The organism is Thioalkalivibrio sp. AKL19 (assembly GCF_000420165.1).
GTDB lineage: Bacteria > Pseudomonadota > Gammaproteobacteria > Ectothiorhodospirales > Ectothiorhodospiraceae > Thioalkalivibrio.
In genome coordinates, this window is record NZ_ATUK01000013.1 from 256,019 (window position 1) to 282,385 (window position 26,367).

General features: G+C 66.8%; 22 protein-coding genes, 1 other RNA gene and 1 pseudogene. 2 read left to right on the forward strand and 22 right to left on the reverse strand.

What is annotated here, in order from left to right:
• Positions 1 to 98: 98 nt before the first annotated feature.
• From flhF to purL, 21 genes and pseudogenes are all read right to left on the reverse strand, one after another.
• Positions 99 to 1,206 (reverse strand): annotated as a pseudogene (gene flhF / locus F817_RS0109410) (flagellar biosynthesis protein FlhF); the annotation flags it as partial.
• Positions 1,207 to 1,254: 48 nt separating this feature from the next.
• Positions 1,255 to 3,357 carry a flagellar biosynthesis protein FlhA gene (gene flhA, locus F817_RS0109415; RefSeq protein ID WP_024327414.1) on the reverse strand — a complete coding sequence of 701 codons (2,103 nt, stop codon included), beginning with the start codon at positions 3,355 to 3,357 and terminating at the stop codon, positions 1,255 to 1,257.
• Complete coding sequence (flhB, locus tag F817_RS0109420) at positions 3,357 to 4,508, reverse strand: flagellar biosynthesis protein FlhB (RefSeq protein WP_024327415.1); 1,152 nt, start codon at positions 4,506 to 4,508, stop codon at positions 3,357 to 3,359. The genes flhA and flhB overlap by 1 nt, the downstream gene beginning before the upstream one ends.
• Position 4,509: 1 nt before the next feature.
• Complete coding sequence (gene fliR, locus F817_RS0109425) at positions 4,510 to 5,283, reverse strand: flagellar biosynthetic protein FliR (RefSeq protein WP_024327416.1); 774 nt, start codon at positions 5,281 to 5,283, stop codon at positions 4,510 to 4,512.
• 3 nt (positions 5,284 to 5,286) lie between these two features.
• On the reverse strand, positions 5,287 to 5,556 hold the full coding sequence (gene fliQ, locus F817_RS0109430) for a flagellar biosynthesis protein FliQ (protein WP_024327417.1): 270 nt from the start codon (positions 5,554 to 5,556) through the stop codon (positions 5,287 to 5,289).
• 9 nt (positions 5,557 to 5,565) lie between these two features.
• Positions 5,566 to 6,318 (reverse strand): flagellar type III secretion system pore protein FliP, encoded by a 753-nt coding sequence (gene fliP / locus F817_RS0109435; protein WP_024327418.1) that lies wholly within the window; start codon positions 6,316 to 6,318, stop codon positions 5,566 to 5,568.
• Positions 6,318 to 6,761 (reverse strand): flagellar biosynthetic protein FliO, encoded by a 444-nt coding sequence (gene fliO, locus F817_RS0109440; protein WP_024327419.1) that lies wholly within the window; start codon positions 6,759 to 6,761, stop codon positions 6,318 to 6,320. Before fliO ends, fliP begins: the two co-directional genes overlap by 1 nt.
• Positions 6,762 to 6,763: 2 nt before the next feature.
• Positions 6,764 to 7,348 carry a flagellar motor switch protein FliN gene (fliN, locus tag F817_RS0109445; RefSeq protein ID WP_024327420.1) on the reverse strand — a complete coding sequence of 195 codons (585 nt, stop codon included), beginning with the start codon at positions 7,346 to 7,348 and terminating at the stop codon, positions 6,764 to 6,766.
• Positions 7,349 to 7,359: 11 nt separating this feature from the next.
• The gene (gene fliM, locus F817_RS0109450) at positions 7,360 to 8,334 is read right to left on the reverse strand and encodes a flagellar motor switch protein FliM (protein WP_024327421.1); all 975 of its coding nucleotides are present in this window, start codon (positions 8,332 to 8,334) and stop codon (positions 7,360 to 7,362) included.
• Positions 8,335 to 8,344: 10 nt separating this feature from the next.
• Positions 8,345 to 8,842, reverse strand: a complete 498-nt coding sequence (gene fliL, locus F817_RS0109455) for a flagellar basal body-associated protein FliL (RefSeq protein ID WP_024327422.1) — start codon at positions 8,840 to 8,842, stop codon at positions 8,345 to 8,347.
• Positions 8,843 to 9,153: 311 nt separating this feature from the next.
• Complete coding sequence (locus F817_RS0109460; RefSeq protein WP_024327423.1) at positions 9,154 to 10,251, reverse strand: flagellar hook-length control protein FliK; 1,098 nt, start codon at positions 10,249 to 10,251, stop codon at positions 9,154 to 9,156.
• 64 nt (positions 10,252 to 10,315) lie between these two features.
• A complete protein-coding gene (gene fliJ, locus F817_RS0109465) occupies positions 10,316 to 10,762 on the reverse strand; it encodes a flagellar export protein FliJ (RefSeq protein WP_024327424.1) in 447 nt (148 codons plus the stop codon).
• Entirely contained in the window at positions 10,759 to 12,138 is a 1,380-nt protein-coding gene (locus F817_RS0109470; RefSeq protein WP_024327425.1) for a FliI/YscN family ATPase, read from the reverse strand. Before F817_RS0109470 ends, fliJ begins: the two co-directional genes overlap by 4 nt.
• Positions 12,135 to 12,857 carry a FliH/SctL family protein gene (locus F817_RS0109475; protein WP_024327426.1) on the reverse strand — a complete coding sequence of 241 codons (723 nt, stop codon included), beginning with the start codon at positions 12,855 to 12,857 and terminating at the stop codon, positions 12,135 to 12,137. Before F817_RS0109475 ends, F817_RS0109470 begins: the two co-directional genes overlap by 4 nt.
• On the reverse strand, positions 12,854 to 13,864 hold the full coding sequence (gene fliG, locus F817_RS0109480) for a flagellar motor switch protein FliG (RefSeq protein WP_024327427.1): 1,011 nt from the start codon (positions 13,862 to 13,864) through the stop codon (positions 12,854 to 12,856). The genes F817_RS0109475 and fliG overlap by 4 nt, the downstream gene beginning before the upstream one ends.
• Entirely contained in the window at positions 13,854 to 15,524 is a 1,671-nt protein-coding gene (fliF, locus tag F817_RS0109485) for a flagellar basal-body MS-ring/collar protein FliF (protein ID WP_024327428.1), read from the reverse strand. The genes fliG and fliF overlap by 11 nt, the downstream gene beginning before the upstream one ends.
• Positions 15,525 to 15,556: 32 nt before the next feature.
• On the reverse strand, positions 15,557 to 15,895 hold the full coding sequence (gene fliE, locus F817_RS0109490; RefSeq protein ID WP_024327429.1) for a flagellar hook-basal body complex protein FliE: 339 nt from the start codon (positions 15,893 to 15,895) through the stop codon (positions 15,557 to 15,559).
• 113 nt (positions 15,896 to 16,008) lie between these two features.
• On the reverse strand, positions 16,009 to 17,379 hold the full coding sequence (locus F817_RS0109495) for a sigma-54-dependent Fis family transcriptional regulator (protein ID WP_024327430.1): 1,371 nt from the start codon (positions 17,377 to 17,379) through the stop codon (positions 16,009 to 16,011).
• A gap of 200 nt (positions 17,380 to 17,579) precedes the next feature.
• Complete coding sequence (locus F817_RS0109500) at positions 17,580 to 18,956, reverse strand: sigma-54-dependent Fis family transcriptional regulator (protein ID WP_024327431.1); 1,377 nt, start codon at positions 18,954 to 18,956, stop codon at positions 17,580 to 17,582.
• Positions 18,957 to 19,035: 79 nt separating this feature from the next.
• The gene (locus tag F817_RS0109505; protein ID WP_024327432.1) at positions 19,036 to 19,572 is read right to left on the reverse strand and encodes a PilZ domain-containing protein; all 537 of its coding nucleotides are present in this window, start codon (positions 19,570 to 19,572) and stop codon (positions 19,036 to 19,038) included.
• 66 nt (positions 19,573 to 19,638) lie between these two features.
• Complete coding sequence (gene purL, locus F817_RS0109510; protein ID WP_024327433.1) at positions 19,639 to 23,514, reverse strand: phosphoribosylformylglycinamidine synthase; 3,876 nt, start codon at positions 23,512 to 23,514, stop codon at positions 19,639 to 19,641.
• A 357-nt stretch (positions 23,515 to 23,871) separates the two neighbouring features.
• On the opposite strand from purL, the gene ssrA reads away from it, so the two are divergent.
• Together ssrA and F817_RS0109515 are read left to right on the forward strand one after the other, a co-directional pair.
• Positions 23,872 to 24,232, forward strand: a transfer-messenger RNA (tmRNA) gene (ssrA, locus tag F817_RS14250).
• A gap of 58 nt (positions 24,233 to 24,290) precedes the next feature.
• Complete coding sequence (locus tag F817_RS0109515; RefSeq protein WP_024327434.1) at positions 24,291 to 24,710, forward strand: secondary thiamine-phosphate synthase enzyme YjbQ; 420 nt, start codon at positions 24,291 to 24,293, stop codon at positions 24,708 to 24,710.
• A 216-nt stretch (positions 24,711 to 24,926) separates the two neighbouring features.
• Here F817_RS0109515 and F817_RS0109520 read toward each other — a convergent pair whose 3' ends face one another.
• Complete coding sequence (locus tag F817_RS0109520; RefSeq protein WP_024327435.1) at positions 24,927 to 26,336, reverse strand: magnesium transporter; 1,410 nt, start codon at positions 26,334 to 26,336, stop codon at positions 24,927 to 24,929.
• Between the last annotated feature and the right edge of the window lie 31 nt (positions 26,337 to 26,367).

The following is a 26,367-nucleotide window of genomic DNA, read 5'->3' on the forward strand; positions in this document are numbered from 1 at the left end:
CGTACCCGCCCGGCGGGGCGGGTCCAGCTCCGCCAGACGTTCGGCGGCCCAGGTCTCCCGGGCATTCCCCGCCGCACCGGCATTCCCGGCGTCATCGTCCAGCGCCAGGCGGGTCAGATGTCCGGTATCGACCCGGTGGAAGTCCTCCGCGATGCGCTGCCCATCGCTGACGAACCCCAGGCCCAGGTGCTGGTCCAGCAGCACCGAAAGCACCTCGCCCAGCTGTTCCGCCTCGTCCAGCTTGGTCAGTACCAGCGCGGAGGGCTCCGCCTTGCGAAACGCCTCCAGCACCCGCCGCAGGGCGTTGCCCTCGGTCGTGGCCGACACCACCAGCCAGCTCTCGGCGCGAATATCCGGCGGCAGATGCGCGAACAGGGATTCATCCTCCACCGCCCGCGGGGCCTGCCCCGCAGTATCCACCAGAATCAGGTGCCCATCCTCCACGCGCCGCGCCAGCTCGCGCAACTCCCGCGCGTTCTGCAGCACTCGCACAGAGATCCCCGCCATCTGGGCAAAGGCCTGCAACTGGCGAGTGGCCCCGATGCGCTGGCTGTCCAGGGTGACCAGCGTAACCGAATCCGCCCCCATGCGGCGGATCTGGCGCAACGCGATGCGCGCCAGCGTGGTGGTCTTGCCGACACCGGTCGGCCCCACCAGCGCCAGCAGCCCCCCCTCGTCGAGGATACTCGGTCGGTGCGTGGCGATTGCGCCGGACAGGCGCGCCCGCAGCCGTTCCCAGGCCTGTTCGGGGGAGCTGTCGTCGAGGATGCTGCCGGCCAGACTGCGCGCCAGGGATTCGCTGAAACCGCGATCGATCAGACGCGCCTTGCATTCCGCCGCCAGCGGGTGACGAGCCGCCCAGCGAGCCTCCTCGCTCTCGGCGTACTGGCGGGTCATCAGGCTGCGCAGGTCGCGCAGCTCCTGACGCATCGCGGTGAGCTCGGGATCCGCCGGCCACGAGGGCGCGGCCTGCCCGGTCGCGCCCTCGCGTGCAGGCTCGGCCGCCGGATGCGGCGCGCGGCCGGGGTTCGCGGTTTCCGGCTCGCAGACCGGGTCCGAAGAGGCCCCGTCCTCGAGCGCCGCGACGACCTCAAGCCAGCCATCCACCCGGCGACTGGACAGGATGACCGCATCCTCGCCCTGCTGCTCGCGCACCTGGCGCATCGCGTCACGCATGTCGCGGGCCCGATATCGTCTGACATTCATGCTTTATCTCCTGCGCCGCTCGCGCGGCGGAACCCTTCATCTTGTGGTTCAGGCGGACTGCTTCTGCGACTCTTCCTGCCCGACGGTGGCGACCACCCGGATCCGGCGATTGTCCGGAATCTCGGTGAAGGCCAGCACGGTCAGGCTGCGAACCGCGCCGCGCAGCCATCCGGCGATCCAGGACCGGATCTCCGGCGCCACCACCAGGACCGCCGGCTGTCCGGCCGTTTCCTGGCGGCGGGCCGCGTCGGCGACCGAGCGTTGCAGCCGCTCCGCCAGCCCGGGCTCCAGTCCAACCGTGCCACCCGAACTGCCCTGCAGGGACTTATGCAAGAGCTGTTCCAACGAAGGGTCCAGGGCGATCAGCGGCAGCTCGTCCTCCGGTCCCACAAGGTCCTGGACGATGGAACGCGCCAGCGCGACCCGGACCGCGGCGGTGAGAGTGCCGGGATCCTGACTCTTCACCCCCTCGTCTGCCAGCGTTTCGGCGATCGTGCGCAGGTCGCGGATCGAGACCTGCTCGGCCAGCAGGTTCTGCAGGACCTTGAGGACGATGGAAAGCGAGAGGGTCTTGGGGACCAGGTTTTCCACCAGCTTCGGCGAATGGCGCGCCAGCTGATCCAGCAGGTGCTGTGCCTCCTCGTGCCCGATCAGGCGGTGGGCGTTCTCGCGGAACACCTGCGACAGGTGCGTCGCGATAACGGTGGAGCAGTCCACCACCGTGTAGCCGGCGCCCTGGGCCTGGTCGCGGTCGGCCGGATCGATCCACAGGGCATCCAGGTTGAAGGTCGGGTCCTTGGTCGGTGTGCCCGGCACCGTCCCGAAGACCTCGCCGGGATTGATCGCCAGCTCGCGGTCGGGAAAGACCTCGGCCTCGGCGACCGTGACGCCGAGCAGGCTGATGCGGTAGGCGTTCGGGCTCAGTTCGAGATTGTCGCGGATATGCACGGGCTGCAGCAGGAAGCCCAGTTCCTGCGAGAGCTTGCGCCGCACGCCCTTGATCCGCCCCATCAGCTGGCCGTCCTGGGTGCGATCGACCAGCGGGATCAGGCGATAGCCCACCTCCAGCGAGACCAGGTCCACCGGTGGTACGTCTTCCCAGGTCAGGTCGCGGTCCTCCGAGCGCGCCCCGCCCTCGTCCTCCTGCGGGATGCGCTCGACCTCCACCGCGGCCTCGCGGGCCTGGCGCTTGAGCAGGTAGGCGCCGCCGAAGATCAGTGCCGCCAGGCCCAGGAACACCGCGTTCGGCATGCCCGGCACGATCCCCAGCGCCGCGATCACGCCACCGGCCACGTACAGCACGCGCGGGTTGGAGAACATCTGCCCGTAGACCTGCTGGCCCATGTCCTGGCTGCTGGTCACGCGGGTCACGATGATCGCGGTGGCCGAGGACAGCACCAGCGACGGGATCTGCGCGACCAGACCGTCGCCGATTGTCAGCAGCACGTAATTCGTGGCGGCATCGCCGATGGACATGCCGTGCTGGACCGCCCCAATGGTCAAGCCGCCGATGATGTTCACGAACAGGATCAGGATCCCGGCGATCGCGTCACCGCGCACGAACTTCGAGGCGCCGTCCATGGAGCCATAGAAGTCCGCCTCGCTGGCAATCTCCTCGCGCCGCTTGCGCGCCTCTTCCTGGGTCAGGATGCCGGCGTTCAGGTCGGCGTCGATCGCCATCTGCTTGCCGGGCATGGAATCGAGGGTGAAGCGGGCGCTGACCTCGGAAACACGTCCCGCGCCCTTGGTCACCACCACGAAGTTGATGATGATCAGGATGGCGAACACCACCAGGCCGACGGTGTAATTGCCCCCCACCACGAAGTCACCGAATGCCTGGATCACCTTGCCGGCGGCATCGGTTCCCGTGTGGCCCTCGAGCAGGATCACGCGGGTCGAGGCGATATTCAGGGCCAGGCGCAGCAAGGTGGCGACCAGCAGCACCGTCGGGAAGACCGCGAACTCCAGCGGGCGCGGCGTGTACACCGCGACCATGATCACGACCAGCGACAACGCGATGTTGAAGGTGAACAGCACGTCCAGCGCCAGCGGCGGCAACGGCAGCACCATCATGGAGAGCATCGCGATCAGCAGGATGGGTGCGCCCAGCCCCCACTTGCCGACATTGCCCAGGCGGTCGAGGAAGGCCATCAGCGATCCCTCCGCTTGCCGCGTTGCTTGTCGGGATCGAGGTAATCCTCCGGCACCGGCAGGTCATCCGGCATCTGCGCGTCGGCATCGGCCCGCTTGAGCTGATAGACGTAGGCCAGGATGCGTGCCACGGCGACGAACAGGCCGTTCGGGATCTCCTGGTTCAGGTCGGTGGTGAAATAGATCGCACGGGCCACGCGTGGTGCCTCGACGCGGATGATCGCGTGCTCGTCCGCCACAGCCCGGATCGACGCGGCCACCTCGTCGGCACCCTTGGCCACCACCTTGGGGGCTGCCATGCGCGAGGCCTCGTACACGATGGCCACGGCATAGTGCGTCGGGTTGGTGATGATCACGTCGGCTTTCGGGACCTCTTCCATCATCCGCCGCTGCGCCATCTCCTGCTGCAGCTGCCGGACCTTCTGCTTCACCTCGGGCTTGCCGTCCGTCTCCTTGTATTCGTCCTTGACCTCCTGCCGGGTCATGCGCAGTTGCTTCTGGTGATTCCACATCTGGAACGGCGCATCGATCGCCGCCACCACGATCAGGGCCGCCGATACCGCGATAAAGGTGCCCAGCACCAGCGTGGCGGCGTGGGCAATACCTTGATGAACGGGCTCGTAGCCAAGCATCAGCAGCCGGTCGGAGAACGTCGCGAGCACGGCCACCGCGACACTGGAGATCAGTACGAACTTGGCAAAGGTCTTGCCGAACTCCATCAGGCCCTGCCACGAGAAGATCCGCTTGAGTCCCTTGCCGGGATTCAGCTTGGAGGCCTTCGGCGCTGCCGCCTTCCAGGAAAAGTTCGCGCCCCCGATCACGATCGGCGCCATCACCGCCGCGACGATCAACACCCCGAAAAGGGGAAACAGGGTGCGCAGGGTGCGGAAGAGTTCCTGGGCCAGGTAGGGCAGCAGCAGCGAGGAGTCGTACGCCAGTTCCGGCTCGAAATCCAGACGACTGCTCATCTGTTCAGCGAGTTGCGCGCCCATATTCGGGCCGTACATCAACATAAACGCCCCCGCGGCCATCAGCACCAGGAAGGTGCTGAGTTCGCGCGATCGCGGAACCTGTCCCTTCTCCTTCGCCTCGCGCAGGCGTTTCGGAGTGGGCTCTTCGGTTTTTTCCTGTCCGCTCTCGTTCTCGGCCATGTCAGAATCCCATCCGGGTCTGCATCAGGTTGAAGCCCTCGAGCATCAGCTCGCCAAAGCGTTCCGGCAGACCCGGAAGCGTGAACATCAGCAGCACGAACCCGATCAGGATCATCATCGGGAACCCCACCGCGAAGATGTTCAGCTGCGGCGAGGCGCGGGTGATTACCCCCATGGAGATGTTCACCAGCAGCAGCGAGGCCACCGCCGGCAGCGCCACCAGCACGGCCCCGACAAACATCGTCGACCCAAACGCGACCAGCGCGTAGAACGCCTCCGCGTTCAGGCCGGTGGGCGCGATCGGCATGGTCTCGAAGCTGGTCAGCATCAGTTCCAGCGCGATCAGGTGGCCATTCATCGCCAGGAACAGCAGGGTCGAGAAGATCACGAAGATGGTCGACACCACCGGCACCTGAACCCCCTGGGCCGGATCCACGATGGAGGCGAAGCCGAGCCCCATCCCCAGGGCGATCACCTCGCCGGCCTGGGTCACGGCGGAGAACACCATTTGCAGGATGAACCCCATGAACACACCGATCGCGACCTGATGCAGCGTCACCACCACACCCTCCAGGCTCAGCGGATCGATATCCGGCACGACCGGCCCTTGCATGGCCACGAAGATCGCCAGCAGCAACGCCAGCCCCATGCGCACTCGCGCGTTGACCGTATCGGCGCCGAAGATCGGCATGGCGACGAGCATGGCGCCAATGCGCGCGAACGGCCACAGGACCGCCCCCACCCACAGCACCAGCTGTTCCGCCGCCAGGGTCATTGCCTATCCCACCATGCCCGGCGCGCCCTCGTAGAGCCGCTCGGTGTAGTCGATCAGCAGTGCCAGCATCCAGTGGCCACTGATCAGCAAGGCGGCGAACATCGCCAGCAGCTTGGGGATGAAGGACAGGGTCATTTCCTGGATCTGCGTGGCCGCCTGCAGCATGCCGATCGCCAGGCCCACGGCCAGCGCGGTCAACAGCGGCGGCGCGGCGAGCAGCACCACCACGGTCAGGGTCTCGCGCCCCACATCAACGACCAATTCGGGTGTCATCCGGACCTCCTAGACGAAGAAACTGGTGGCAAGCGTGTTCATCATCAGCGCCCATCCGTCCACCAGCACGAACAGCATCACCTTGAACGGCAGCGAGATAATCAGCGGCGAAAGCATGACCATCCCCATCGACATCAGGACCGAGGCCACCACCAGGTCGATGATCAGGAACGGAATCAGGATCAGGAAGCCGATCTGGAACGCGGTCTTGAGTTCGCTGGTGATGAACGCCGGTACCAGCAGGCTCAGCGGGATGTCGTCCGCCTCCTCGAACCCGTCGATGCCGTTGATCTCGGCGAACATCGCAATGTCGCTCTCGCGGGTATGCGCGAGCATGAACTCGCGCAGCGGCTGTACCCCGGCCTGCAGCACCTCCTCGGTGCCCATCTCCTCGTTGACATAGGGCACGAACGCGGTGTCGTAGATCTCCTCGAAGACCGGCGCCATCACGAACAGGGTCAGGAAGAAGGCCAGGCCGATCAGGATCTGATTGGAGGGGGTCTGGGTCGTCCCCAGTCCCTGGCGCAGGATCGCCAGGACCACCAGGATGCGGGTGAAGGCGGTCATCATGATCAGGATCGACGGCAGCAGGGTGAGCAGCGTCATCAGCAGGATGATCTGCAGCGTCACCGAATAGGTCTCGCCCCCGTTCCCGTCCGTCGTTACGGTCAGGGCCTCGATCCCCTGGGCCACCTGTGCCCCGGCCATCCCGGGAAGAGCCAGAAGACCGAGCGCCAGGCCGATGCGCAGCAGCCGCGACATCACGACTGCCCTCGCTCGCCCGCCGCCGGGGCGCGACGGCTCACGGCCCGCTTGAGCACGCCGGAGAAGTCCGGGGCCTCGCCGGCCGGCGCGGTCACCGGCTCGCGCAGGGTGTGCAGCGCGCGCATGCCGGAGGGTGCCACCCCGACCAGCACCTGTTCGTCGCCAACCTGGACCAGCACCAGCCGTTCCCGCGCGCCCACCGAACGCGCCGCGACGATCTCGATCACCTGAGAGCCACGGTTCAGCCCGCCCTGCGTCCGGCGCAGCACCCATCCGAGGACGACGATCGCGCCGATCACCAGCACCAGGCCGCCGATCAGCTGAGCCAGATACCCCGCGGCGCCACTGCTACCGCCCTCCGCGAACGCGGTCAGCGGCCAGAGGCTCCCCGTGACGGCCGTCAGGACGAGGGCCGATATGTGCGTATACCGTTGATTCATGGCTATTTGAGTTTGCGAATCCGTTCGCTGGGGCTAATCACATCGGTCAGCCGGATCCCGAATTTCTCGTTGACCACCACGACCTCGCCGTGCGCGATCAGGGTGCCGTTGACCAGCACGTCGAGCGGTTCGCCGGCCAGACGGTCCAGTTCCACCACGGAGCCCTGGTTCAGCTGCAGCAGGTTGCGGATCGGGATGCGCGTACGGCCGATCTCCATGGAAATGGTCACCGGTACATCCAGCACCATCTCCAGGTTCATCTCCTCGCCGTCGCCCTGCACCACGCCGGAGAGTTGTTCCGGCTGCAGCGTCTCCGCGCCCGGGTCGGGCTTGTGCTTGCGCTCCTTCTTCTCGGACTTCGGCGTCTCCTGTTCGGATTCGCCAGCGCCGCCGCCTTGCGCCTCGTTGAGCAGTGCATCCGGATCGGCGGCCTCCTCGCCGTCATCGTCCTTCTGCTCCGCCAGGGCGGCGGCCCATTCGTCGGCCAGGGCCTGGTCGTCGGAACCACCCTCGGCTTCCGAAGTCTCGGTGGCGGCTTCCTCTTCCGGGCCGGGGTTGTCCTGTTTGGGATCGTCGGTGTCTGCCATGCTGCGGCCCTCTATCGTTTGATGATGCGTTCCGAAATCTGGATCGCATTCAGCCCATTGGATACGCCGAACTTCCCGCGGAACATCGGGATGTCTTCGACTTGCAGGGAAATCTTGTCGGGGAGGTCGACCGGAATGATGTCGCCGGGCTGGATATCCAGCAGCTCGCGGACGGTGACCTCGGTCTCCGCGAGGATGGAGCTGATCTCGACCTCGGCGGTCTGGATCTCCTCCTGCAGCGCGTGCATCCAGCGCTGGTCGACGTCGGAGCGATCCGACTGGATGCCGGTATCCAGCTGCTCGCGGATCGGCTCGATCATCGAGTACGGCAGGGTGACGTGCAGGTTGCCGCCGCCCCCGTCGAGCTCGATGTGGAACTCGCTGATCACAACGATCTCGGTGGGGGAGACGATGTTCGCGAACTGCGGGTTGACCTCCGAATTCAGGAACTCGAACTGCAGTTCCATCACCGGCTGCCAGGCCTTCTGCATGTCCTCGAAGGCACCCTCCAGCACCCCGTGCACCACCTTCATCTCCATCGGCGTGAAGTCACGCCCCTCGATACGGGTGTAGTAGCGCCCGTCGCCCCCGAAGAAGTTGTCCACCAGGATGAACACCAGCTTGGGGTCGAACACGAACAGCCCGGTGCCATGCAGCGGATGCGCCCGCACCAGATTCAGACTGGTGGGCACGAACAGGGAGTGCATGTATTCGGAGAACTTGGTGATGCGGGTGCCCACCACCGAGATCTCGGCGGAGCGGCGCAGGACGTTGAACAGGCGGACCCGGAGATGGCGTGCGAAGCGCTCGTTGATCATCTCCAGCGTGGGCATCCGCCCACGCACGATCCGGTCCTGCGTGGCGAAGTTGAATTCCCGAGCCTGGCCGTCACTCGGATACGGGTCTTCGGTCTCGACATCGCCCTCGTCCACACCATGCAGGAGGGCATCGATCTCGTCCTGGCTGAGGATATCCGTCTGTGCCATGACGGGGCTCCTACTGCATCACCAGTTCGTTGAACAGCACGGCCTCGACCGCATCCGGCGCATCGCGCGAGGCCAGGATCTCGCGGATCGCCTCTTTCAGCTCCTGCGCCAGTTCCGCCTTGCCCCCACGCGTGTTCAGATCCTCGTAGCGCTGTTCCGCCAGGATGCCCAGGATGTCGTTACGGATCGCCGGCATGTGCCGCTCGAAGGCCTCCTCGACCGCCGCGTCATGGGTCACCAGGCTCAGTTCCGCCCGCAGGTAGCGGATGCGACCCGGCGCCTCGATGTTCACCGTCATCGGCTCCAGACTGGTGTAGAAGCGTTCGGGCGGGCCGGCCTCGACCTCTTCGGTCTCGTCGTCCCCCGCCACCAGGAAGAACCAAGCGGCGCCGGCACCGCCTGCCAGCAGCAGCACCGCGATCAGGATCAGGACAATCAGCTTGCCCTTGCCACCCTTCTTCGGGGTTGCGCCTTCTTCTTCCTCAAGATTGACTTCCTTCTCCGCCATGTCGCACCCGCTGTCCGGTAAACCGAGGATTTGCTCTCGGTGCAGACCATAGCAAGGCGGATGCCAGAGTTCGATTTAGTTCGCTAAAACCGATACTTAGAGAGGGATGATGCGAGGATTCGAGCGTTATTCGGGAAAAACCATGGCGGAGAACGTCAAGAATCGGCCGCCCGTGGCCAGGGAAAGACGGAATCTTGGCGGCAAGGCGGCAGCACGTGGCTCACCACGGAGAAGCGCCGCCGGGGGGCAGCGATGCCCCGATTCGCCGCCCGCATGCAAGCCACGGCCAACCGCACTCCGCCCGAGCCGGGTCAGGCAAACAGGTCCAGGCGCCGATTCAGCATCGAGAGGGTGCTGCCCTCGTTCTCGCCTTCGTCGGTCTCGCTGGCCTCGCCATCCGCCGGGGCGCTGCCGTGCGCATCCTGCTCGGCCTGTTCCTCGGCCGCCTGGTCGGAGACGGTCGCATCCTCGAGCATCAGGCCGCTCTCCGCCAGGCTGTCACGCAGACGCGGCATGGCCGCTTCGAGGACTTCCCGGGTCACCGGGTTGGCACTAATGAACTGAATACTGGTGCGATCGCCCTCCACCAGCACGCGGACATCCAGGCTGCCCAGCTGTGGCGGGTGCAACTTGAGTTCGGTGCGTCCACCCTGTGCCTGGGCCAGCATCCGCACCTGGTCCGCCAATTCGCGCGCCCCGTTGGGCTGTTGCAGCAACCGGGTGAGATCCAGCCTGGGCATGGCCCGGGCCGCCTCCCCGGCCTCGGCCTGCCCCGCACCGGCGACCGGGAGGACACCGGCAAGGGGGTCCGTGCGCCCGCGTCGCGACTCATCCCCACCCTGCGTCATCCACTGGGCAAGGATCTCCAGCACGTTGTCGCGCGCAAGCCCGCCCTGGCCGCCCTGGCCGCCCAGGACATCGGGCTTGAGCGCGGCCACCCCGTCACGCCCCCCGGAGGCCTGGCTCGCCTCCACGAACAGTCGCATAACCGCGGCGGGCAATGGCTTGACCGGTAGCCCCCGGTCCTCGGCGCCGCTCCGGCCCGGGCCCGACTCGCCCCGGGGGGCATCCGGTCGCCCGGGCTCCTGTACAGCGCCGATCAGGGCGGCGACCGGCAAGCCCTTGCCATCCCCTTCGGCACCGGCGGCGAGGCCCTGCCCGTCGAGAAGCTCCTGCAGCCGTGCAAGCATCGCCTCCAGGTCCAGCCCTTCGAGCTCGTCTTCCGCCACGCCCAGACGGGCCAGCAGGGCCTCCATTTGTGGCTCCAGCACCGCGAGGAAACCCTCGCCCTCCTGGCCCTCGAGCCCGCCCTTCAGGCCCTTCATGCCATCCAGGTCCTGCAGCGAGCCGCCGCCCAGCAGTTGCAGCAGCGGCAGCATGCCCTGGCCAGTATTCTGTGTCGCGATCATGTCCGGATCCTCGGTATGCCGGGGTGATCCCCGGGCCCTCGCCTCAATCGATAGTCACGGTCATTCAAGAACCCTGCCAACGCGCGTCTTCGTCGCGCGCATGGGCCTGTCGAGTTGCCCACATGTCCTGCTCGGTCTGCTGACGCCGGGCGTCATGCTGGGCCGTCTCGGCCCGCCGGCGTTCAAGCAGCTTCTCCAGCGAAAGGCTGTTGCGATGGCGTTCCAGCCATTCCTGGCGCGCCGTCTCTACCTGCGACTCCGCTGCCTGGATACGCAGATCCTGCTGCTCCAGCGCGGAGCGCAACTGGTCGCGCATCCCCGCCAGCCACTTCAGGGCATTCGCATCGTCCGGCAGAGTCGCCTGCAGGTATTCGCGCTGATACGTCTCCAGCCGCTCGCGTTGACCCGCGATGGCATCCAGCTGCTGCAAGCGCTCACCCAGCTGGCGCGTCGCCTCGCTCTCCTCGATCCGGCGCAGGCGCAACAGCCGTTCCAGGCGTTTCGGGTTCATGCCGCCGCGCCCACCAGAGCCAGGAGATCATCCCGTGCGCGGTCGAAGCCGATGGCCTCATCGCGACCCTGTGCCAGATAGGCCTCCAGGCGTTCATGCATCACCACCGCCTCGTCCAGATGAGGGTCGGCGCCCTTGCGATAGGCGCCCACGGCGATCAGGTCACGATTGCGCATGTAGGTTGCCGCGAGGTCGCGGAAACGCCGTGCGGCGCGCTCGTGTTCCGGCGTGATCAGCGAGGACATCACGCGCGAGACCGACGCACCCACATCGATGGCCGGATAGCGCCCGGTCTCCGCCACCTCGCGTGACAGGACCACATGGCCGTCGAGGATCGCGCGTGCCGCGTCCACGATGGGATCATTCTGGTCATCGCCTTCGGCCAGCACCGTATAGAAGGCCGTGATCGAGCCGCCCCCGACATCGCCATTGCCGGCGCGCTCCACCAGCTGCGGCAGGCGCGCGAACACCGAGGCCGCATAGCCTTTGGAGGCCGGCGGTTCCCCGATCGCCATCGCGATCTCGCGGGCCCCCTGGGCAAAACGGGTCAGGGAATCCATCAGCAGCAGCACATGCAGGCCCTGATCGCGGAAATGCTCCGCCACCGCTGTGGCCACCCAGGCGCCATGCTGGCGCAGCAGCGGCGACTGGTCGGCCGGCACCGCAACCACCACCGTGCGGGTGCGCGATTCCTCGTCCAGGATCTCGTGGATGAATTCGTTGACTTCCCGGCCGCGTTCGCCGATCAGGCCCACCACGATCACGTCCGCCGTGGTGTTGCGGGTCATCATCCCCAGCAACACGCTCTTGCCGACCCCCGAGCCCGCGAAGAGACCGAGACGCTGGCCGCGCCCCACCGACAACAGTCCATTGATCGCGCGGATCCCGACATCCAGCGGCTCGCGCACGGGTGCGCGCTGCAACGGGTTGATCGGCCGCCCGGCCAGCGGCCCGAAGTCATGGGTGCGGATCGGGCCCTGCCCGTCCAGTGGCCGGCCGTTGGCGTCGATCACCCGGCCGAGAAGCCCCTCGCCAACCGGGATCTGGCGCTGGTTGTCCAGCGGTTCGATACGCGCCCCGGGTGTCAGGCCGGTGGCCAGTTCCTCCGGCATCAGGAAGGTGCGTTCGTTCTGGAAGCCGACCACCTCGGCCGGCACCGGGTCCCCGGTCTCGCCATGGATCAGGGCACGCCCGCCAATCGGCAGACGCAAGCCCTCGGCCTCCAGCGTGAGCCCGGTCAGGCGCGACAGGTGGCCTTCCGACTGCGGCGGGTTGACCCGTTCCACCCGCCCCCGGGTCTGCTGCAGGCGATCCAGAAGACCGGTGCTCAGGCGTTCGCGTCCCCTGCGGCGCAGGTCGTCGATCGGGGTGCTCATGAATCCTCCGGGTTCGGGCCCGTTTCAGGGCGCGTTGCCGCCGGGCCCTGTGAGGGCGCGTCGTCGTCCGCCATCGGGGCTTCGCCGTTCCATAGCGCCTCCACGGCGTGTTGCAGCCGCCGTTCCAGGCTGGCGTCCACACTCGCCGCGCCCGCCTCGACCCGGCAGCCGCCGCGCGCCAGCGTTGGGTCCGGTACCCAGGTAATCCGCGTGTCCGAGCGTTCCCCGTAGGTCTCGACCAGTCCCTGATCATCCGGGTTCAAGTGAACGCGCACCTCCTGGTTGCGCCCCGGCAGCTGGGCCAGCGCCCCGTCCAGGACCGCCCGGATCTGTTCCGGCCGGGATTCCAGTTCGCTCTGCACTACCTTCCGGGCCAGCACGGTCACCAGCGCGAGCAGCTCCGGCTCCAGGGCGTCCGTGGCGTCGGCCAGCGGGTCGGCCAGTCCGCCGGCAACGGCCTCCAGGGCCGCCACGGTCTCGCGCAGCTTCTTGTCCTCGCGCGCGCGGGCGGCCTTCTCGGCCTCCTTCTGCCCCAGTTCATGGCCTTCGGCATACCCCGCCTCGAAGCCGTTCTTGCGCGCCTCTTCCTCGATCGCCTCGATCTCGGCGGCGGTGGGCAGCCGACGCGGGGGGTGTACGCCATCCTCGCCGATCTCCGGCGGCTCCCACAGCGACGCCGAGGCGTCGGTATACAGCCTGGCCGCCGGGCTGTCGGTCACAACATGGCCTCGCTACCGCCACCACCCAGCACGATGTCGCCGTTCTCCGCCAGGCGCCGGGCCACCGACAGGATCTCCTTCTGCGCGGCTTCCACTTCGCTGACGCGGACCGGGCCCTTGGCCTCGAGGTCCTCGCGCAGCATCTCGCCGGCGCGCTTGGACATGTTGCGGAAAATCTTGTCCTTCAGGTCGTCGTCGGCGCCCTTCAACGCGAGCACCAGGGATTCGGTCTGGATCTCGCGCATCAGCGTCTGGATCCCGCGGTCGTCGATGTCCACCAGGTTCTCGAAGACGAACATCTCTTCCTCGATCCGCGAGCCCAGGTCGGAGTCGGACTCCTTGATCGTATCCATGATCTCGGCCTCCCGCGAGCCCTCCATCAGGTTCATGATGTTGGCCGCCGAACGCACCCCGCCCAGCATGGAGGTCTTGCTCGCTGCATTGCCAGAGAGTTGCCGGTCGAGGATCTCGTCCAGCTCCTGCAGCGCCTGGGGCTGGACCCCGTCCATGGTGGCGATGCGCATCACGATGTCGGACTGCACCCGGCCGGGCAGATACTGCAGGGTGTCCGAGGCCTGGTCGGAATCCAGGTGCGACAGCACGATGGCCACGATCTGCGGATGCTCGTTGCGCAGCATGTCCGCGATCGCACGCGGGTCCAGCCACTTCAGCGCCTCGATCCCCTTGGAATTGCGCCCGAGGAGGATGCGGTCGATCAGGCCCGAGGCCTTGTCGCCGAGCGCATTCTCCATGACGCTGCGCACGTACTCGTCGGCCCCCACACCCAGCGCGGTTTGTTCCTGCACATGGGTGGAAAACTCGTGCAGCGCGGCGTTCACGTCACTACGGGAGATGCGGTCCATCGAGGCCATCGCGGTGCCGATCTTCTGCACCTCCTTGGGCCCCATGTGGCGCATGACCTCGGCGGCGGCATCTTCGCCGAGGCTCATCATGAACACGGCGGCGCGTTCGGCGCCTTCCAGATTGGAGTTCTTGTCAGCGGCCATCGTCACCCAACCACGTCTTCATCACCTGTGCCACGCGCTTGGGATCCTCGCGGACCATCTCGCGCACGGCCTCCAGATCCATCTCCTGCTGGTCCGGTCCCTTGGGCCCGGTCAGCGCGGCCACGGCCGATCCTTCGCTCTGCCCCTGCCCCATACCGGCCTCTCCGCCGGACTCGTCGGTCAAGGCCTCGCGCTCATCCTCGCGACGGGGCGGGGCCGGCGGGCGCTTCATCAGATGTTTCATCGCGGGTCGCACCACCGTCAGCAAGATAATCAGGGCCAGCAACAGCGCCGCCACAATCTTGACAACCTCGATGAACCAGGGCTGCTCCCAGAAGGCGATCTCTTCCGCCGGAAGTTCCTCGACCGGTGCCTCGAACGGGGCCGTCACCACGTTGATCGTATCGCCACGCTCGGCATTGAAGCCAACCGCCTCGCGCACCAGCGCCTCGATGCGGTCCAGTTCTTCCGCATCTCGCGCCACCTGCACGGTCTCGCCGTCCTCGTTCACTTCCTGCCGGAAGTCCACCACGACCGCGGTGGACACCCGCTGCACGCCGCCGGGCATCTCGCGGATGTGATTGATCCGGCGGTCCACCTCGTAGTTGCGGGTCACGTTGGTACTGCGACTGCCCGGGAGCGGCGCCGGCTGGACACCGCCCTCATCGTCTTCGGCACCCACCGCCCCACCCTCGGGCGGCTGGTTAGTCAGGGCCCCTGGAACGCCCCCCATGCCGCCCTCGGAGCCCGTGCGTTCTTCCTCGCGGGTCTGCTCGGAGCGCAGCGCGATCGTCTCGGGATCGTACAGCTCCTCGGTGCGCTCGGTGCGCGAAAAATCGATGTCCGCGTTCACCTGCACCCGGACCTTGTCGCGACCCACGATCGGAATCAGCAGGTCGCGGATCCGGTCGGTGTAACGGTTTTCCACATCCCGGGTGAAGCTGAGGCGATCGCCACTGCCGCCCATGCCCGACTCGGCCCCGTCCTGGGTCAGCAGGTTCCCGCGCTGATCCACTACGGTCACGCGCTCGGGATCCAGGTCCGACGTGCTGGACGCTACCAGGTGCACGATCGCACCCACCTGCGACTCGCTCAGGGAGCGATTCCCCCGCAGGTGCACCACGACGGAGGCACTGGCCGGGCGCCGGTCGCGCACGAACACCGACTGCTCGGCCTCGGCGATATGCACCCGCGCCCGCTCGACAGCGTCCAGCGAGGCGACCGTGCGGCCGAGTTCGCCCTCCATCGCGCGATGGTGGCGTGCCCCCTCGATCATGCGGCTGGTGCCCAGGCCGGTGTCTTCCTGCAGGAGTTCGAAGCCCAGGTCCCCGGAGCGCGGCAGCCCCTCGCTCGCCAGCTGCAAGCGCGCATCGGCCACATCCCCTTGAGGCACCTTCACCTGCCCGGTCGTGGAATCCACCTGGTACTGGATCCCGGCCTGGGACAGCACCTGCACCACCTCCGCCGCGTCCTCCGCATCCATGCGCGGAAACAGCGGCACATAGGTCGGCCGCATCGCCCAGTACAGCAGCGCCACGATCACCACGATCGCACCCGCCAGCATCCCGATCAGGGCCAGCTGACGCCCCGCGGGCATCCCGTTGAACTCCTTGATGCCCCCGGTTACCACCGCCGGCAGGGTTTGTGCATTCTCGGCCATCGTCCGTTTTCTCCCTCAGCCCGTCCGGCCGATCAGACCTGCATCCGCATGATTTCCTGGTACGCGGTCAGCAGCCGGTTGCGTACCTGGTTGGTCGCCTCAAAGGCAATACTGGACTTGCTCATGGCTGTCATCACCTGTGGCAGGCTCACGCTGTCGTCGCCCAGCTCGAAACGGGTCTGCAGGTCGGAGGCCGTTTGTTGCGTCTCGTTCACGCCGCGCAGCGACTCGGTCAGCACGTTCTGGAAGTCCGCGCCGCCCACGCGCTGGGGGTCGCGCACCTGCTGGGCCGGATTCGTACCCTCGATCCCGTTCGTCTGCGTCAACTGACGCATCTGCTGCAGGACGTTCTGGATCTGCATCTCGCTCATGGTCATTACCCCCGGGGCTTCTCGTCACGCCGGACCGTCCCGCAGGACGGACCCGGCGTGTTGCGGTTCTGTCTGGAAATCATCAAGCAATCGACATGCCAGGCCACTCGGCGTCAGCCGGATGCGGGCACCGCAAAGCCGTGCTCGCGCAGGCGCGCCAGCTTGTAACGCAATGTTCTCGGGCTGATTCCCAGGCGATCCGCCGCCTCCTTGCGGCGCCCGCCCGACTCCCGCAGGACGTTCAGGATCACCCGGCCCTCCTGGGTCTGAAGGGTCTGCTCCAGCATGGGTGTCGGGTTTTCGTCGATGCCCTCTGCCGCGTGCCCCGGCGCGTGCGGGGCGACTCCGGCGGCATTCGGCGAGGCCCAAGGGCCCAACATGTCGGCGTCCAGCCAGACCGCCTCTGCCGTCACCCGTGGGGTCTCGTCCTCGTGGAGCGTGATCGCGCGTTCCATCACGTTGGCAAGCTCGCGCACGTTGCCGGGCCAGTCATGCGCCTGCAGGCGTCGCTGCGCGCCCGCGTCGAGATCCTGCAGCCGTCCTCCGCTCAGGCGGCGCAGCAGGGCCTGCGCGAGCGGCACGATATCCTCGGGCCGTTCGCGCAGCGGCGGAATGCAGAGGGGGAAAACGTTCAGACGGTAGTAGAGGTCCTCGCGCAGCTCGCCCTCGGCCACCGCCGCGCGCAAGTCACGGTTGGAGGTCGCGATCACCCGCACGTCCACGCGTTGCGCCTGTCGCCCCCCGAGCGGCTCGACCTCCCGCTCCTGCAGGGCGCGCAGCAGCTTGGCCTGCAGATGCACGGGGATCTCGGTCACTTCGTCGAGCAACAGGGTCCCGCCATGGGCGCGCTGGAACTTGCCCGGCCGCGCCTCCACCGCACCGGTAAACGCGCCCTTGGCGTGTCCGAACAGCATGGCCTCGAGCATCGCCTCGGGGAGCGCCGCACAGTTGATTGCCTCGAACGGGCCCCGCTTGCGCGGCGAACGCGCATGCAGTTGCCGCGCCAGCACTTCCTTGCCCACTCCCGACTCCCCGGTGACGAATACGGTCGCGGCGCTGGACGCGATGCGCGAGACAAACCGGTCGATCCCCTGCATCGCGGCACTCCGGGCGACCAGCGCGGGAGCTTCGAAGTCGCGCCCGGATGCCAGCAGTGGGCGCAGCCACTGAGCCAGGGATTCCCCCATCTCCGGCAGCGCAAAGTGCGCATCGACCCCGGCCCGCATGGCAGCCAGCTCGCGCTCGTGGCTGGCATCCAGGCTCACGGCGGCAAACGCAGAGCGTGGTTGCGGCAGGGGTCCGGCGGGAACCGCCGCGGCGTCCGCCAGAAGCACCGCCGCAGCACCGGTCCCCTCAAGGGTCTGCGGCAACGCCGCGGCGGTGCAGGTCTGCAATCGCACCCGCGGAATCGTGGCCAGCACTCGGACCACGGCCTCGCGCAGGGCCGGTTCGGCATCCACCAACAGGATTGTGGCTCGCGACATGGACGTCTTCCCTCAGAGATTCGGGAGACATCCAGCAAAAAACGCGCCATCAATGCAAGTCATTGACTAGTCGGGGTAATAAAGGGACACCGGGCTAAAACCGTCAATCCCCCGGCGGCGGAAGGAACCCGGTTCGCGGATCCGGGTGACGGGATTCCGACCCCTGCCGCACGTCGCTGGGGGCTGCCCCCGGCGTCGGGTCAGGCCTTGCCCAGGCCGAACTTGCGCATGCGCTCGACCAGGGTGGTCCGGCGCATGCCCAGACGCCGCGCGGCCCGCGCGACCACGTGCCCGGTCTCGTCCAGGGCGCGCGTAATCATGTCGCGCTCGAGGTCATTCAGGAAGCTGCGAAGGTCCACTCCTTCCGGCGGGAGGCCTCCAGCCAGCAGGTTCGCTCCCGAGGCGCCCGGCTCGGACGCACCCGGGGCGGTGGGCGCCAGGTTCAGGTCCTCGATCCCGTCGGGGCGAACCCGCGGCGGTAGCTGAGCGAGGTCGACCGGAAGGTCGGGATACATGATGGCGAGTTGCTCCAGTAGATTCGCCAGTTCCCGAATATTGCCCGGCCACTCCAACTGCGACAGATGCGCGATAACGGCCGGTGTCAGGTGAGCCGGAGTCATGCCCTGCTCCCGCAACCGGTCCTCCAAGGCCACAATCAACTGTGGCAGGTCACTGGTACGTTCGCGCAGGGGTGGCAGTTCGATGGGAAAGACGCTCAGGCGAAAGAAAAGATCCTGCCGGAAACTGCCATCCGCCACCGCATCATCCAGATTCCGGTGGGTGGCCGCGATGATCCGTGCGCGCGCCGGCATCGACTTGTTGGAACCCACCCGCTCGAAAACCCGTTCCTGCAGCACGCGCAGGAGCTTCACCTGCATCGGCAGCGGCATGTCGCCGATCTCGTCCAGGAACAGCGTACCGTCCTCGGCCAGCTCAAAGCGCCCGGCACGGGCGGTGAACGCACCGGTAAACGCTCCTTTCTCGTGGCCGAACAGCTCGCTCTCCAGAAGATCGCCCGGGATCGCGCCACAGTTCACGGCCACGAACGGCTTGTCCGCGCGATCCGATGCGTTATGGATGGCGCGAGCCACGACTTCCTTGCCAGAGCCGGTCTCGCCCAGGATCAACGCCGTGGCATCGGTGCGCGCGACCTGCCCCACCAGACGCTTCACCGCCTGCATAGTGGGATGTACCCCCACCAGCCCGGGCATATCGTCGTACCCCGGTTCGCGCCCGAAGCGCAACCACTGCAGTACCTGTGAAACCCCTCCGATCGACAGCGGATGTTCCACAACACAATCCACCCCGGGGGCTTGAACCCTGCCCCCATCGGTGGGCTGGACCACGACTGGAGCAGCATCACCCGCCCGCTCTTGCAGGCGGGCATCGAGCTCGGCCGCCGGGCCGCAAAGCCACACGGCCGCGGCCGGCGTGCCATCCGTCAGATCGTTGGGATTATCGTGGGTCTCGGCCTGGAACCCGAGGCAGTTAAGGATGGCCCGGGTGGCGTCCGTGGCGCCCGCATCGCCGCTGAGCGCAATACGCATCGTCTCCTGCTTGTCACCAGAATCCTGCATACCGCTTTTCCCGATTGATGCGCCCGGATGAAACGGCTTGTTCTCATCCGGTGATGTGATCGAGTTCGCAGTATCCGGTCTATTTGCGACTGCCGTCAACTTTCTGGCGTTTCTCGGCGATGTCACGGCGGTGCAGCCGGAAAATCCAGCGGCCGATGGCTTCCCCCAGCGGCCCATCGACACCCACCCAGCGAGTCAATTGCTGGCCTCCACGGGTTGTCGGAGTCTCGACACCGAACACGCAGGGCTGCGGAAGCAGGCGACTGAGATAGACCTCCACGCGGTCGCAATCCTCCGGCAGTGTGCCCGCGGGCAATACGATCCCGTGGCCGCTGATCGTCACCGCCACCGGGTCCGGGCGCTCCGGGTGCAGCGACTCGGCGACCAGATGCAGCAACAGGTCCAGCTTGTGCTCCAGGCGCTGCACCTCGGGCGCGGCCTCGTCCTCGTGCGGCATCGAGCCGCGCGAGTGCGTATCGTCGAACAGGTCGAGGCTTTCGATCAGACGCTGCGCCAGCACCGGATCGGTGGTCGGGCGACTGGACGGGCCGATCATCAGGTCCGTGTTTACGCGCAGGTCCTCTCCGAGGAACTCGTCCTGACCGGCTTCATCCATGTCCGCACCCGCCTCCCGCGTCATCCGTGCAAATGCCTTCGTTATAGACCATCGATCCGCTGTACTTCAGCCCACGAACACCCGTGCGTTGCGGAACAGCCGCAACCACGGACCGTCCTCGCCCCAGTCCTTCGGATGCCAGCTGTGCTGCAGCGTGCGGAATACGCGCTCCGGGTGCGGCATCATGATCAGCGCCCGTCCGTCCTGGCTGGCGAAGCCGGTGGCCCCGCCCACCGACCCGTTCGGGTTGGCCGGATACTGCGTGGCCGGGGTGTCATCGCCCTCGACGTAGCGCAGTGCGGCCTGGTCGTGGACCGGCGCCCCATCGGCGTAGCGCGTGCGTCCTTCGCCATGCGAGACCACCACCGGCAGCACGGAGCCGGCCATGCCGTCCAGCAGCACCGCCGGCCCGGGCTCGATGCGAACCTGCGACAGGCGCGCCTCGAACTGCTCGGAGCGGTTGCGCACGAAGCGCGGCCAGTGGTCGGCCCCGGGAATCAGCGGGGCGAGATGCGACAGCATCTGGCAGCCGTTGCAGACGCCCAGCGTGAAGGTTTCGTCGCGCTCGAAGAAGCCCTGGAAGGCATCGCGCAGGGCCGGATGATTCAGGATGGTCTGCGCCCAGCCACCACCGGCACCCAGCACATCGCCATAGGAAAAGCCGCCACAGACGGCCATCCCCTGCATCGAGCCCAGATCCTGGCGTCCGTCGAGCAGATCGGTCATGTGTACGTCCACCGGCGCAAATCCGGCGCGTTCGAACGCCGCCGCCATCTCCAGCTGCCCGTTGACCCCCTGTTCGCGCAGGACCGCAATGCGCGGACGTTCGCCACGCGCGATCATCGGCGCCGCCACATCCTCGGCCGGATCAAAGGTCACCCGCGGCTGCAGGCCGCCATCGACATCCACTCGGGCGAGCTCTTCGTCGGCGCACTCTGGATCGTCACGGAGGCGCTGCATTTGCGCCGAGGTCTCCTGCCAGGTTCGCTGCAGCTCCGCCCGGGTAGCCACATGCCGCTCGCTCCCGTCCTGCCGGATCACGACACGCTCGTCGTCCCTCAGACGGGCCACGGGGTGCAGGTGGGCCTCCAGCCCGACTTCCGCCATGGCATCGCGCAGGGCCGACTCGGCCCCCGCCGCCACCTGGACGACCGCGCCCAGTTCTTCGTTGAACAGCCACGCCGCGAGGGCATGGCCGCCCGGGACCTCGATGTCCAGCCCGCAGCGTCCGGCAAAGGCCATCTCCAGCAGCGTGGTCACCAGCCCACCGTCGGAACGATCGTGATAGGCGCACAGCAGGCCGTTGCGGCGCAACGTGGCGATGGCATCAAAAAAGGCTCGCAGGCGGCCGGCATCCACTACATCGGGCGGGGTGTCGCCGACATGCCCCCAGGCCTGCGCAAGGGCCGATCCGCCCATGCGCGCGCTCCCCTCGCCCAGGTCGATCAGCCACAGCCGATCGTCCGCCTCCGGGTCCGGCTGGGGCGTCAGGGTCCGGCGCGCATCCGCCACCGGGGCGAAACCCGATACGATCAACGAGACGGGCGCGTGCATGTGGCGCGCCTGCCCCGCCGCGGTCTCCCATACCGTGCGCATGGACAGCGAGTCCTTGCCCACCGGGATCGAGATCCCCAGCGCCGGACACAGGTCCTCCGCGATCGTCCGCACAGTGTCGAACAGGTTGGCATCCTCGCCCGGCACGCCGGCGGCCGCCATCCAGTTCGCCGACAGGCGAATCGCCTGCGTGCCCTCGATATCCGCGGCCGCCAGATTGGTCACCACCTCGCCGATCGCCATGCGCCCGGAGGCCGGGGCCGACAGGATCGCGAGCGGTGTGCGCTCGCCCATCGCCATCGCCTCACCGGTGTAGCCATCGAAATCCGTCAGCGTGACGGCGCAGTCCGCCACCGGCACCTGCCAGGGACCGACCATCTGATCGCGCGCGACCAGCCCCCCCACACTGCGATCCCCGATCGTGATCAGGAAGTGCTTGGCCGCGACCGAAGGCATGTGCAGCACACGCTCCAGCGCCTCCGCGAGCGGACAGGCCTCGGGGTCAAAAGCCGTCTCCGGCGGCGGCAGGCGCCGATCCTCGCGCGTCATCCGCGGCGTCTTGCCCAGCAGCATCCCCATGGGCATGTCCACCGGCGGTTCATGGAACAGACTGTCCTCGACCTTCAGGTGCCCCTCGTCGGTCGCCTCGCCCACCACGGCAAACGGGGCGCGTTCACGCGCGGCCAGGGTGCGGAAGGTCTCCAGCTGCTCGGCGGCGATCGCCAGGACGTAGCGTTCCTGGGCCTCGTTGCACCACAGCTCCATCGGCGAAAGCCCTGGTTCCGCCGTCGGCAGGTCACGCAGCTGGATCACCCCGCCGCGCCCGGCATCGTCCAGGATCTCCGGGATCGCATTGGAAAGCCCGCCCGCGCCCACGTCGTGGATCGACAGGATGGGGTTGCCGGCCCCCAGGGCCGTGCAACGGTCGATCACCTCCTGGCAGCGGCGTTCCATCTCCGGGTTGCCGCGCTGAACCGAGGCGAAATCCAGCTGTTCCGAACTCGCCCCGCTCGCCATCGAGGAGGCCGCCCCGCCGCCCAGGCCGATCAGCATCGCCGGGCCACCCAGCACCACGATCGGGGTACCGGCCGGCACATCCTGCTTGTGTACATGCTCGCCGCGGATCGACCCGACCCCGCCGGCCAGCATGATCGGCTTGTGATAGCCGTACAGGGTCTCGCCGCCCGCGGCATCCGGCAGCGCCATCTCCAGCGTGCGGAAGTAGCCAGCCAGCGCCGGCCGCCCGAACTCATTATTGAACGCGGCCGCGCCGATCGGGCCGTCCAGCATGATCTGGCGCGCGCTCTCGATCCGGCCGGGGCGGCCAAAATCGTGTTCCCAGGGCTGCTCGAAGCCCGGGATCCGCAGGTTGGACACGGAGAACCCGGTCAACCCCGCCTTGGGCTTCGACCCCTGCCCGGTTGCCCCCTCGTCACGGATCTCCCCGCCCGAGCCCGTCGCGGCGCCCGGGAACGGCGAGATCGCGGTCGGGTGGTTATGCGTCTCCACCTTCATCAGGATCGGCAGGTCCAGCGATTCACGACGGTATTCACCGGTGATCGCATCCGGCATCAGCCGCGTACCCTCGTGCCCCGCGATCACCGAGGCGTTGTCGCTGTAGGCGGACAGCACCCCCTCGGGATGGCGCGCATGGGTCTGGCGGATCATCCCGAACAGCGTGCGTTCATCGGCCTCGCCGTCCAGCACCCAGGCGGCGTTGAAGATCTTGTGCCGGCAGTGTTCCGAGTTCGCCTGCGCGAACATCATCAGCTCGGCATCGGTCGGCGCGCGACCGAGTGCGGAGTAGCCCTCAGCCAGGTAGTCGATCTCGTCCGGCGACAACGCCAGGCCCAGCTCGCCATTGGCGCATTCCAGCGCCGCCCGGGCGTCCTCGCCCAGTTCCACGCGCGCCAGTGAGCGCGGCGTCTCGCTGTGAAAGAGTTGCGCGGCGGCCGCGGGGTCCTCGATCACGGCCTCGGTCATCCGGTCGTGCAGCAGGTCGGCAAGCGCCTCCAGATCCGCGCCGGCCGTCGCTTCGCCTCCGATCTGCCAGTGGATGCCACGCTCGATGCGCTCGACCGCGTCCTCCAGCCCGGCGTGATGGGCAATCTCGGTGGCCTTGGACGACCACGGGCTGATCGTGCCGAAACGCGGGATCACGACCAGTTCGCGCTCTACCGCGAACCCGGGCGCCACCCAGTCCTCGCCCTCGCGCAGCAGGCGCGCCAGCACGGCCTCTTCGTCCGGAGTCAGCCGGCGGCGCGTCTCCACGAAATAGACAAAACGGGCCACGACCGGGCCCGCGCCCGGTACGCTTGTCCGCAGCCCTGCCTCCAGGGCCCGCAGCCGAAACGGCGAGACTGCCGCGCCTCCTTCCACAACCCGCATTGCGCTTCCTCGCACCGGACGTCCCAAAAGCCGCGCATTGTACCGGACCCGCCCCCCGCGCGGGACCTGTTAGACCGATCTCACCACGGAGTCCACAGAGGGCACGGAGAACGTCAAGGTCAAGGGCCCGTCTACAGGAAGACAGGAAGGCAAGAAGGTTTTGGGGGATGTCGAGACTCGTCCTGGAGAGTGCCAGTCGTCCCATCGTAAATCTTCCTGCCTTCCTATCTTCCTGTGAATGGACCTGCTCTGTGTCCTCAGTGTTCTCCGTGGTGAACCCGCTTTTGACCTTCACCCCGCCGAAGAATCACATGACCGGGGAACTTCGGATGCGCTACCATGTCCATGACAGTACTTGGGGGCGACATGGCTTCGACGCGGGTCGCGAAACCTGAGGTGCATGCCGAGGCTGTAGTGGACCTCGTAAAAACCGCTGCAAAAAAATAGTTGCCAACGACGACAACTACGCACTCGCCGCTTAAAAACCGGTAGATGCCGTCCGACTGGAGCCGTGCTTATGCGTCCAGTATCGGGCGTCGACTCTCATAAGCTCGTGGTGAAGCGCGCCCGGCGTGGATCCATTAAAACTCAACCGGGATCGCCAGCTGCATTCCCTGCCTGTCGGGTAGTAGCTGGTTAAACTCAAAGACAGAATAAGCATGTAGAGCCGAAGGCGGAGGTCCTGCGGACGCGGGTTCGATTCCCGCCGCCTCCACCAAATTAGCAGTACGATCAAGCGCCTACGGGCGCTTTTTTGTTTGTATTCGAGGAAACGCATGGCCGTCTATCAGGACACCCTGACCGAGCAGACCCGCGGACGCGGCACCCTGAACATCACCCAGGCGGTCGAGCACATCGTGCGCGCCTCCGGCATCACCACCGGCACCTGTCATATCTTCCAGCACCACACCAGCGCCTCCCTGCTCGTGACCGAGAACGCCGATCCCGACGTCCGCCACGACCTGGAGACCCTGATCGCACGCATGGCCCCGGACGGCGACCCCGCCTACCGCCACGACATGGAAGGCGACGACGACATGGCCGCCCACGCCCGCGCCATGCTCACGCACAACGACCTGACCGTCCCGGTCGGCCAGGGCCGCCTGATCCTCGGCACCTGGCAGGGCCTCTTCCTCTGGGAGCATCGCTACGCCGCCCAAACCCGCAGGCTCACGATCACGGTCCAGGGCGAGTAGCACCCCGCTCAGCCCCGCTCCACGTGCACCGTGATCTCCTCGCGGTCGTGATAGAGCTGGCGCGCCCGCATCCAGCAGGTGTTCGGGGCTTCGATCTGCGGCCAGAAACCGAGGATCGTACGGCGTCGTTATTCGCTGCGCCGCAAACGGGGCCCCATGAACGCGTACCCGGATCGGCGACTGCCGCGAGGCCCGGGAAGGGTTCAAACACGAAACTCAGGCCAGAATCAGCAGCGTCGCCAGCCCCAGAAAGGACAGAAATCCGACCACGTCGGTGACGGTGGTCAGGATGACTGCTCCGGAAAGTGCGGGGTCCATGCCGAGGCGCTTCAAGGTCAGCGGTATGGTGATCCCGGCCACGTTGGCCACCGTCATGTTGATGATGATCGCCAGCGTGATGATGAGGCTGATCGCCAGGTCCTGGAACCACAAATGGGCCACCAGGCCGACAACCAATGCCCAGATAATCCCGTTGGCCAGGCCGACCCACAGCTCCTTGTTCAAGAGCCACCAACGATTCGTACCGGCGATTTGACCCATGGCCAGGCCACGGATGACCACGGTCAGGGTCTGGCTCCCGGCAATACCCCCCATGCTGGCCACCACGGGCATGAGTACCGCCAGGGCGACGACCTGCGAGAGCACGGCCTCGAACTGGCCAATGACGTAGGCGGCCAGAAAGGCCGTTGCCAGATTGATGCCAAGCCAGATACCGCGACTGCGAATACTGAACCGGATCGGTGCGAACAGCTCGCCTTCTTCCTTGACCCCGGCCATCCCGAGCAGGGTCGCGTCCGCATCCTCGCGCACGATCTCCATGATGTGGCTCATGTTCAGCTGACCGACGAGGACGCCTTCGGCGTCTACCACGGGCGCAAACGGCAGTTCCCGGGCACGCAGGATGGTTGCCGCCTTGCGGATATCCATGGTGTCGAGCAGGCACGTCGGCATGTACATGAAATCGGCAACCGTCCTTTTTTGATGGTTGCGCACGAGGTCGACCAGACGTAGCGAGCCAACGAGGCGGGCATCCTTGTCCGTGACCAGCAATTCCTGCGACTCGCTGTCCAGCGAGTGACTAATGCGTACAAACCGTTGAACGGCCTCGAGTGTTACATCCGGTTTCACATTGGTGGTTTCGGGATCCATGTAACGCCCGACCGCATCGTCATCGTAGCCATGAAGCGTCGCGACATGGTGTCGCACTCCCGCGGCCAGCGTTTCGATCACGGATTCGCGGATCGGATCGTCGATCGTGTCCAGGAGCTCCGCCACCGTTTCCGGTGGAAGATCCTGCGCCAGGGCCGTGACCTCCTCGACCGGCATGTCCGCCATCAAATGCTCGCGGGCATCCACGCCGACTTCGGCCAATACCTCCCCGCGCTGGTCTTGAGGTATGCAGGACCAGATGCGTTCCCGCTCACGGAATGGAAACGATTCCAGCAACAAGGCGATGGCCTGTTCATCCAGGCCTTGCAGGAAATCGCAGACAGCGGCTTGGGAGTCGGATTCGGCGAGCTGCGCCTGCAGGCCAAGCAACAACTCTTCGATCGTGGCGGAACCGTCACTGGCCGGAACCGAAGTCTCCCGTTGCGGATCAGGGGCGTCTTCGGTGGCGGGAGTCATTAGCAGGCCTCTTCAGTCCAGGTGCAGTGGT

Excerpts from the sequence above, each read along its gene's own strand:
- fliQ (WP_024327417.1), bottom strand. The coding sequence starts at position 5,556 with ATGACACCCGAATTGGTCGTTGATGTGGGGCGCGAGACCCTGACCGTG.
- fliM (WP_024327421.1), bottom strand. The coding sequence starts at position 8,334 with ATGGCACAGACGGATATCCTCAGCCAGGACGAGATCGATGCCCTCCTG.
- fliR (WP_024327416.1), bottom strand. The coding sequence starts at position 5,283 with ATGACCCTGGCGGCGGAACAGCTGGTGCTGTGGGTGGGGGCGGTCCTG.
- fliJ (WP_024327424.1), bottom strand. The coding sequence starts at position 10,762 with ATGAACCCGAAACGCCTGGAACGGCTGTTGCGCCTGCGCCGGATCGAG.
- fliG (WP_024327427.1), bottom strand. The coding sequence starts at position 13,864 with ATGGCCGCTGACAAGAACTCCAATCTGGAAGGCGCCGAACGCGCCGCC.
- F817_RS0109505 (WP_024327432.1), bottom strand. The coding sequence starts at position 19,572 with ATGGATGAAGCCGGTCAGGACGAGTTCCTCGGAGAGGACCTGCGCGTA.
- purL (WP_024327433.1), bottom strand. The coding sequence starts at position 23,514 with ATGCGGGTTGTGGAAGGAGGCGCGGCAGTCTCGCCGTTTCGGCTGCGG.
- fliO (WP_024327419.1), bottom strand. The coding sequence starts at position 6,761 with ATGAATCAACGGTATACGCACATATCGGCCCTCGTCCTGACGGCCGTC.
- fliE (WP_024327429.1), bottom strand. The coding sequence starts at position 15,895 with ATGAGCGAGATGCAGATCCAGAACGTCCTGCAGCAGATGCGTCAGTTG.
- flhA (WP_024327414.1), bottom strand. The coding sequence starts at position 3,357 with ATGGCCTTCCTCGACCGCCTGGGCAATGTCGGCAAGTGGGGGCTGGGC.
- F817_RS0109500 (WP_024327431.1), bottom strand. The coding sequence starts at position 18,956 with ATGCAGGATTCTGGTGACAAGCAGGAGACGATGCGTATTGCGCTCAGC.
- F817_RS0109470 (WP_024327425.1), bottom strand. The coding sequence starts at position 12,138 with ATGAGCACCCCGATCGACGACCTGCGCCGCAGGGGACGCGAACGCCTG.
- fliL (WP_024327422.1), bottom strand. The coding sequence starts at position 8,842 with ATGGCGGAGAAGGAAGTCAATCTTGAGGAAGAAGAAGGCGCAACCCCG.
- fliF (WP_024327428.1), bottom strand. The coding sequence starts at position 15,524 with ATGGCCGAGAATGCACAAACCCTGCCGGCGGTGGTAACCGGGGGCATC.
- F817_RS0109520 (WP_024327435.1), bottom strand. The coding sequence starts at position 26,336 with ATGACTCCCGCCACCGAAGACGCCCCTGATCCGCAACGGGAGACTTCG.
- F817_RS0109495 (WP_024327430.1), bottom strand. The coding sequence starts at position 17,379 with ATGTCGCGAGCCACAATCCTGTTGGTGGATGCCGAACCGGCCCTGCGC.
- fliP (WP_024327418.1), bottom strand. The coding sequence starts at position 6,318 with ATGTCGCGGCTGCTGCGCATCGGCCTGGCGCTCGGTCTTCTGGCTCTT.
- F817_RS0109515 (WP_024327434.1), top strand. The coding sequence starts at position 24,291 with ATGGCCGTCTATCAGGACACCCTGACCGAGCAGACCCGCGGACGCGGC.
- flhB (WP_024327415.1), bottom strand. The coding sequence starts at position 4,508 with ATGGCCGAGAACGAGAGCGGACAGGAAAAAACCGAAGAGCCCACTCCG.
- fliN (WP_024327420.1), bottom strand. The coding sequence starts at position 7,348 with ATGGCAGACACCGACGATCCCAAACAGGACAACCCCGGCCCGGAAGAG.
- F817_RS0109460 (WP_024327423.1), bottom strand. The coding sequence starts at position 10,251 with ATGATCGCGACACAGAATACTGGCCAGGGCATGCTGCCGCTGCTGCAA.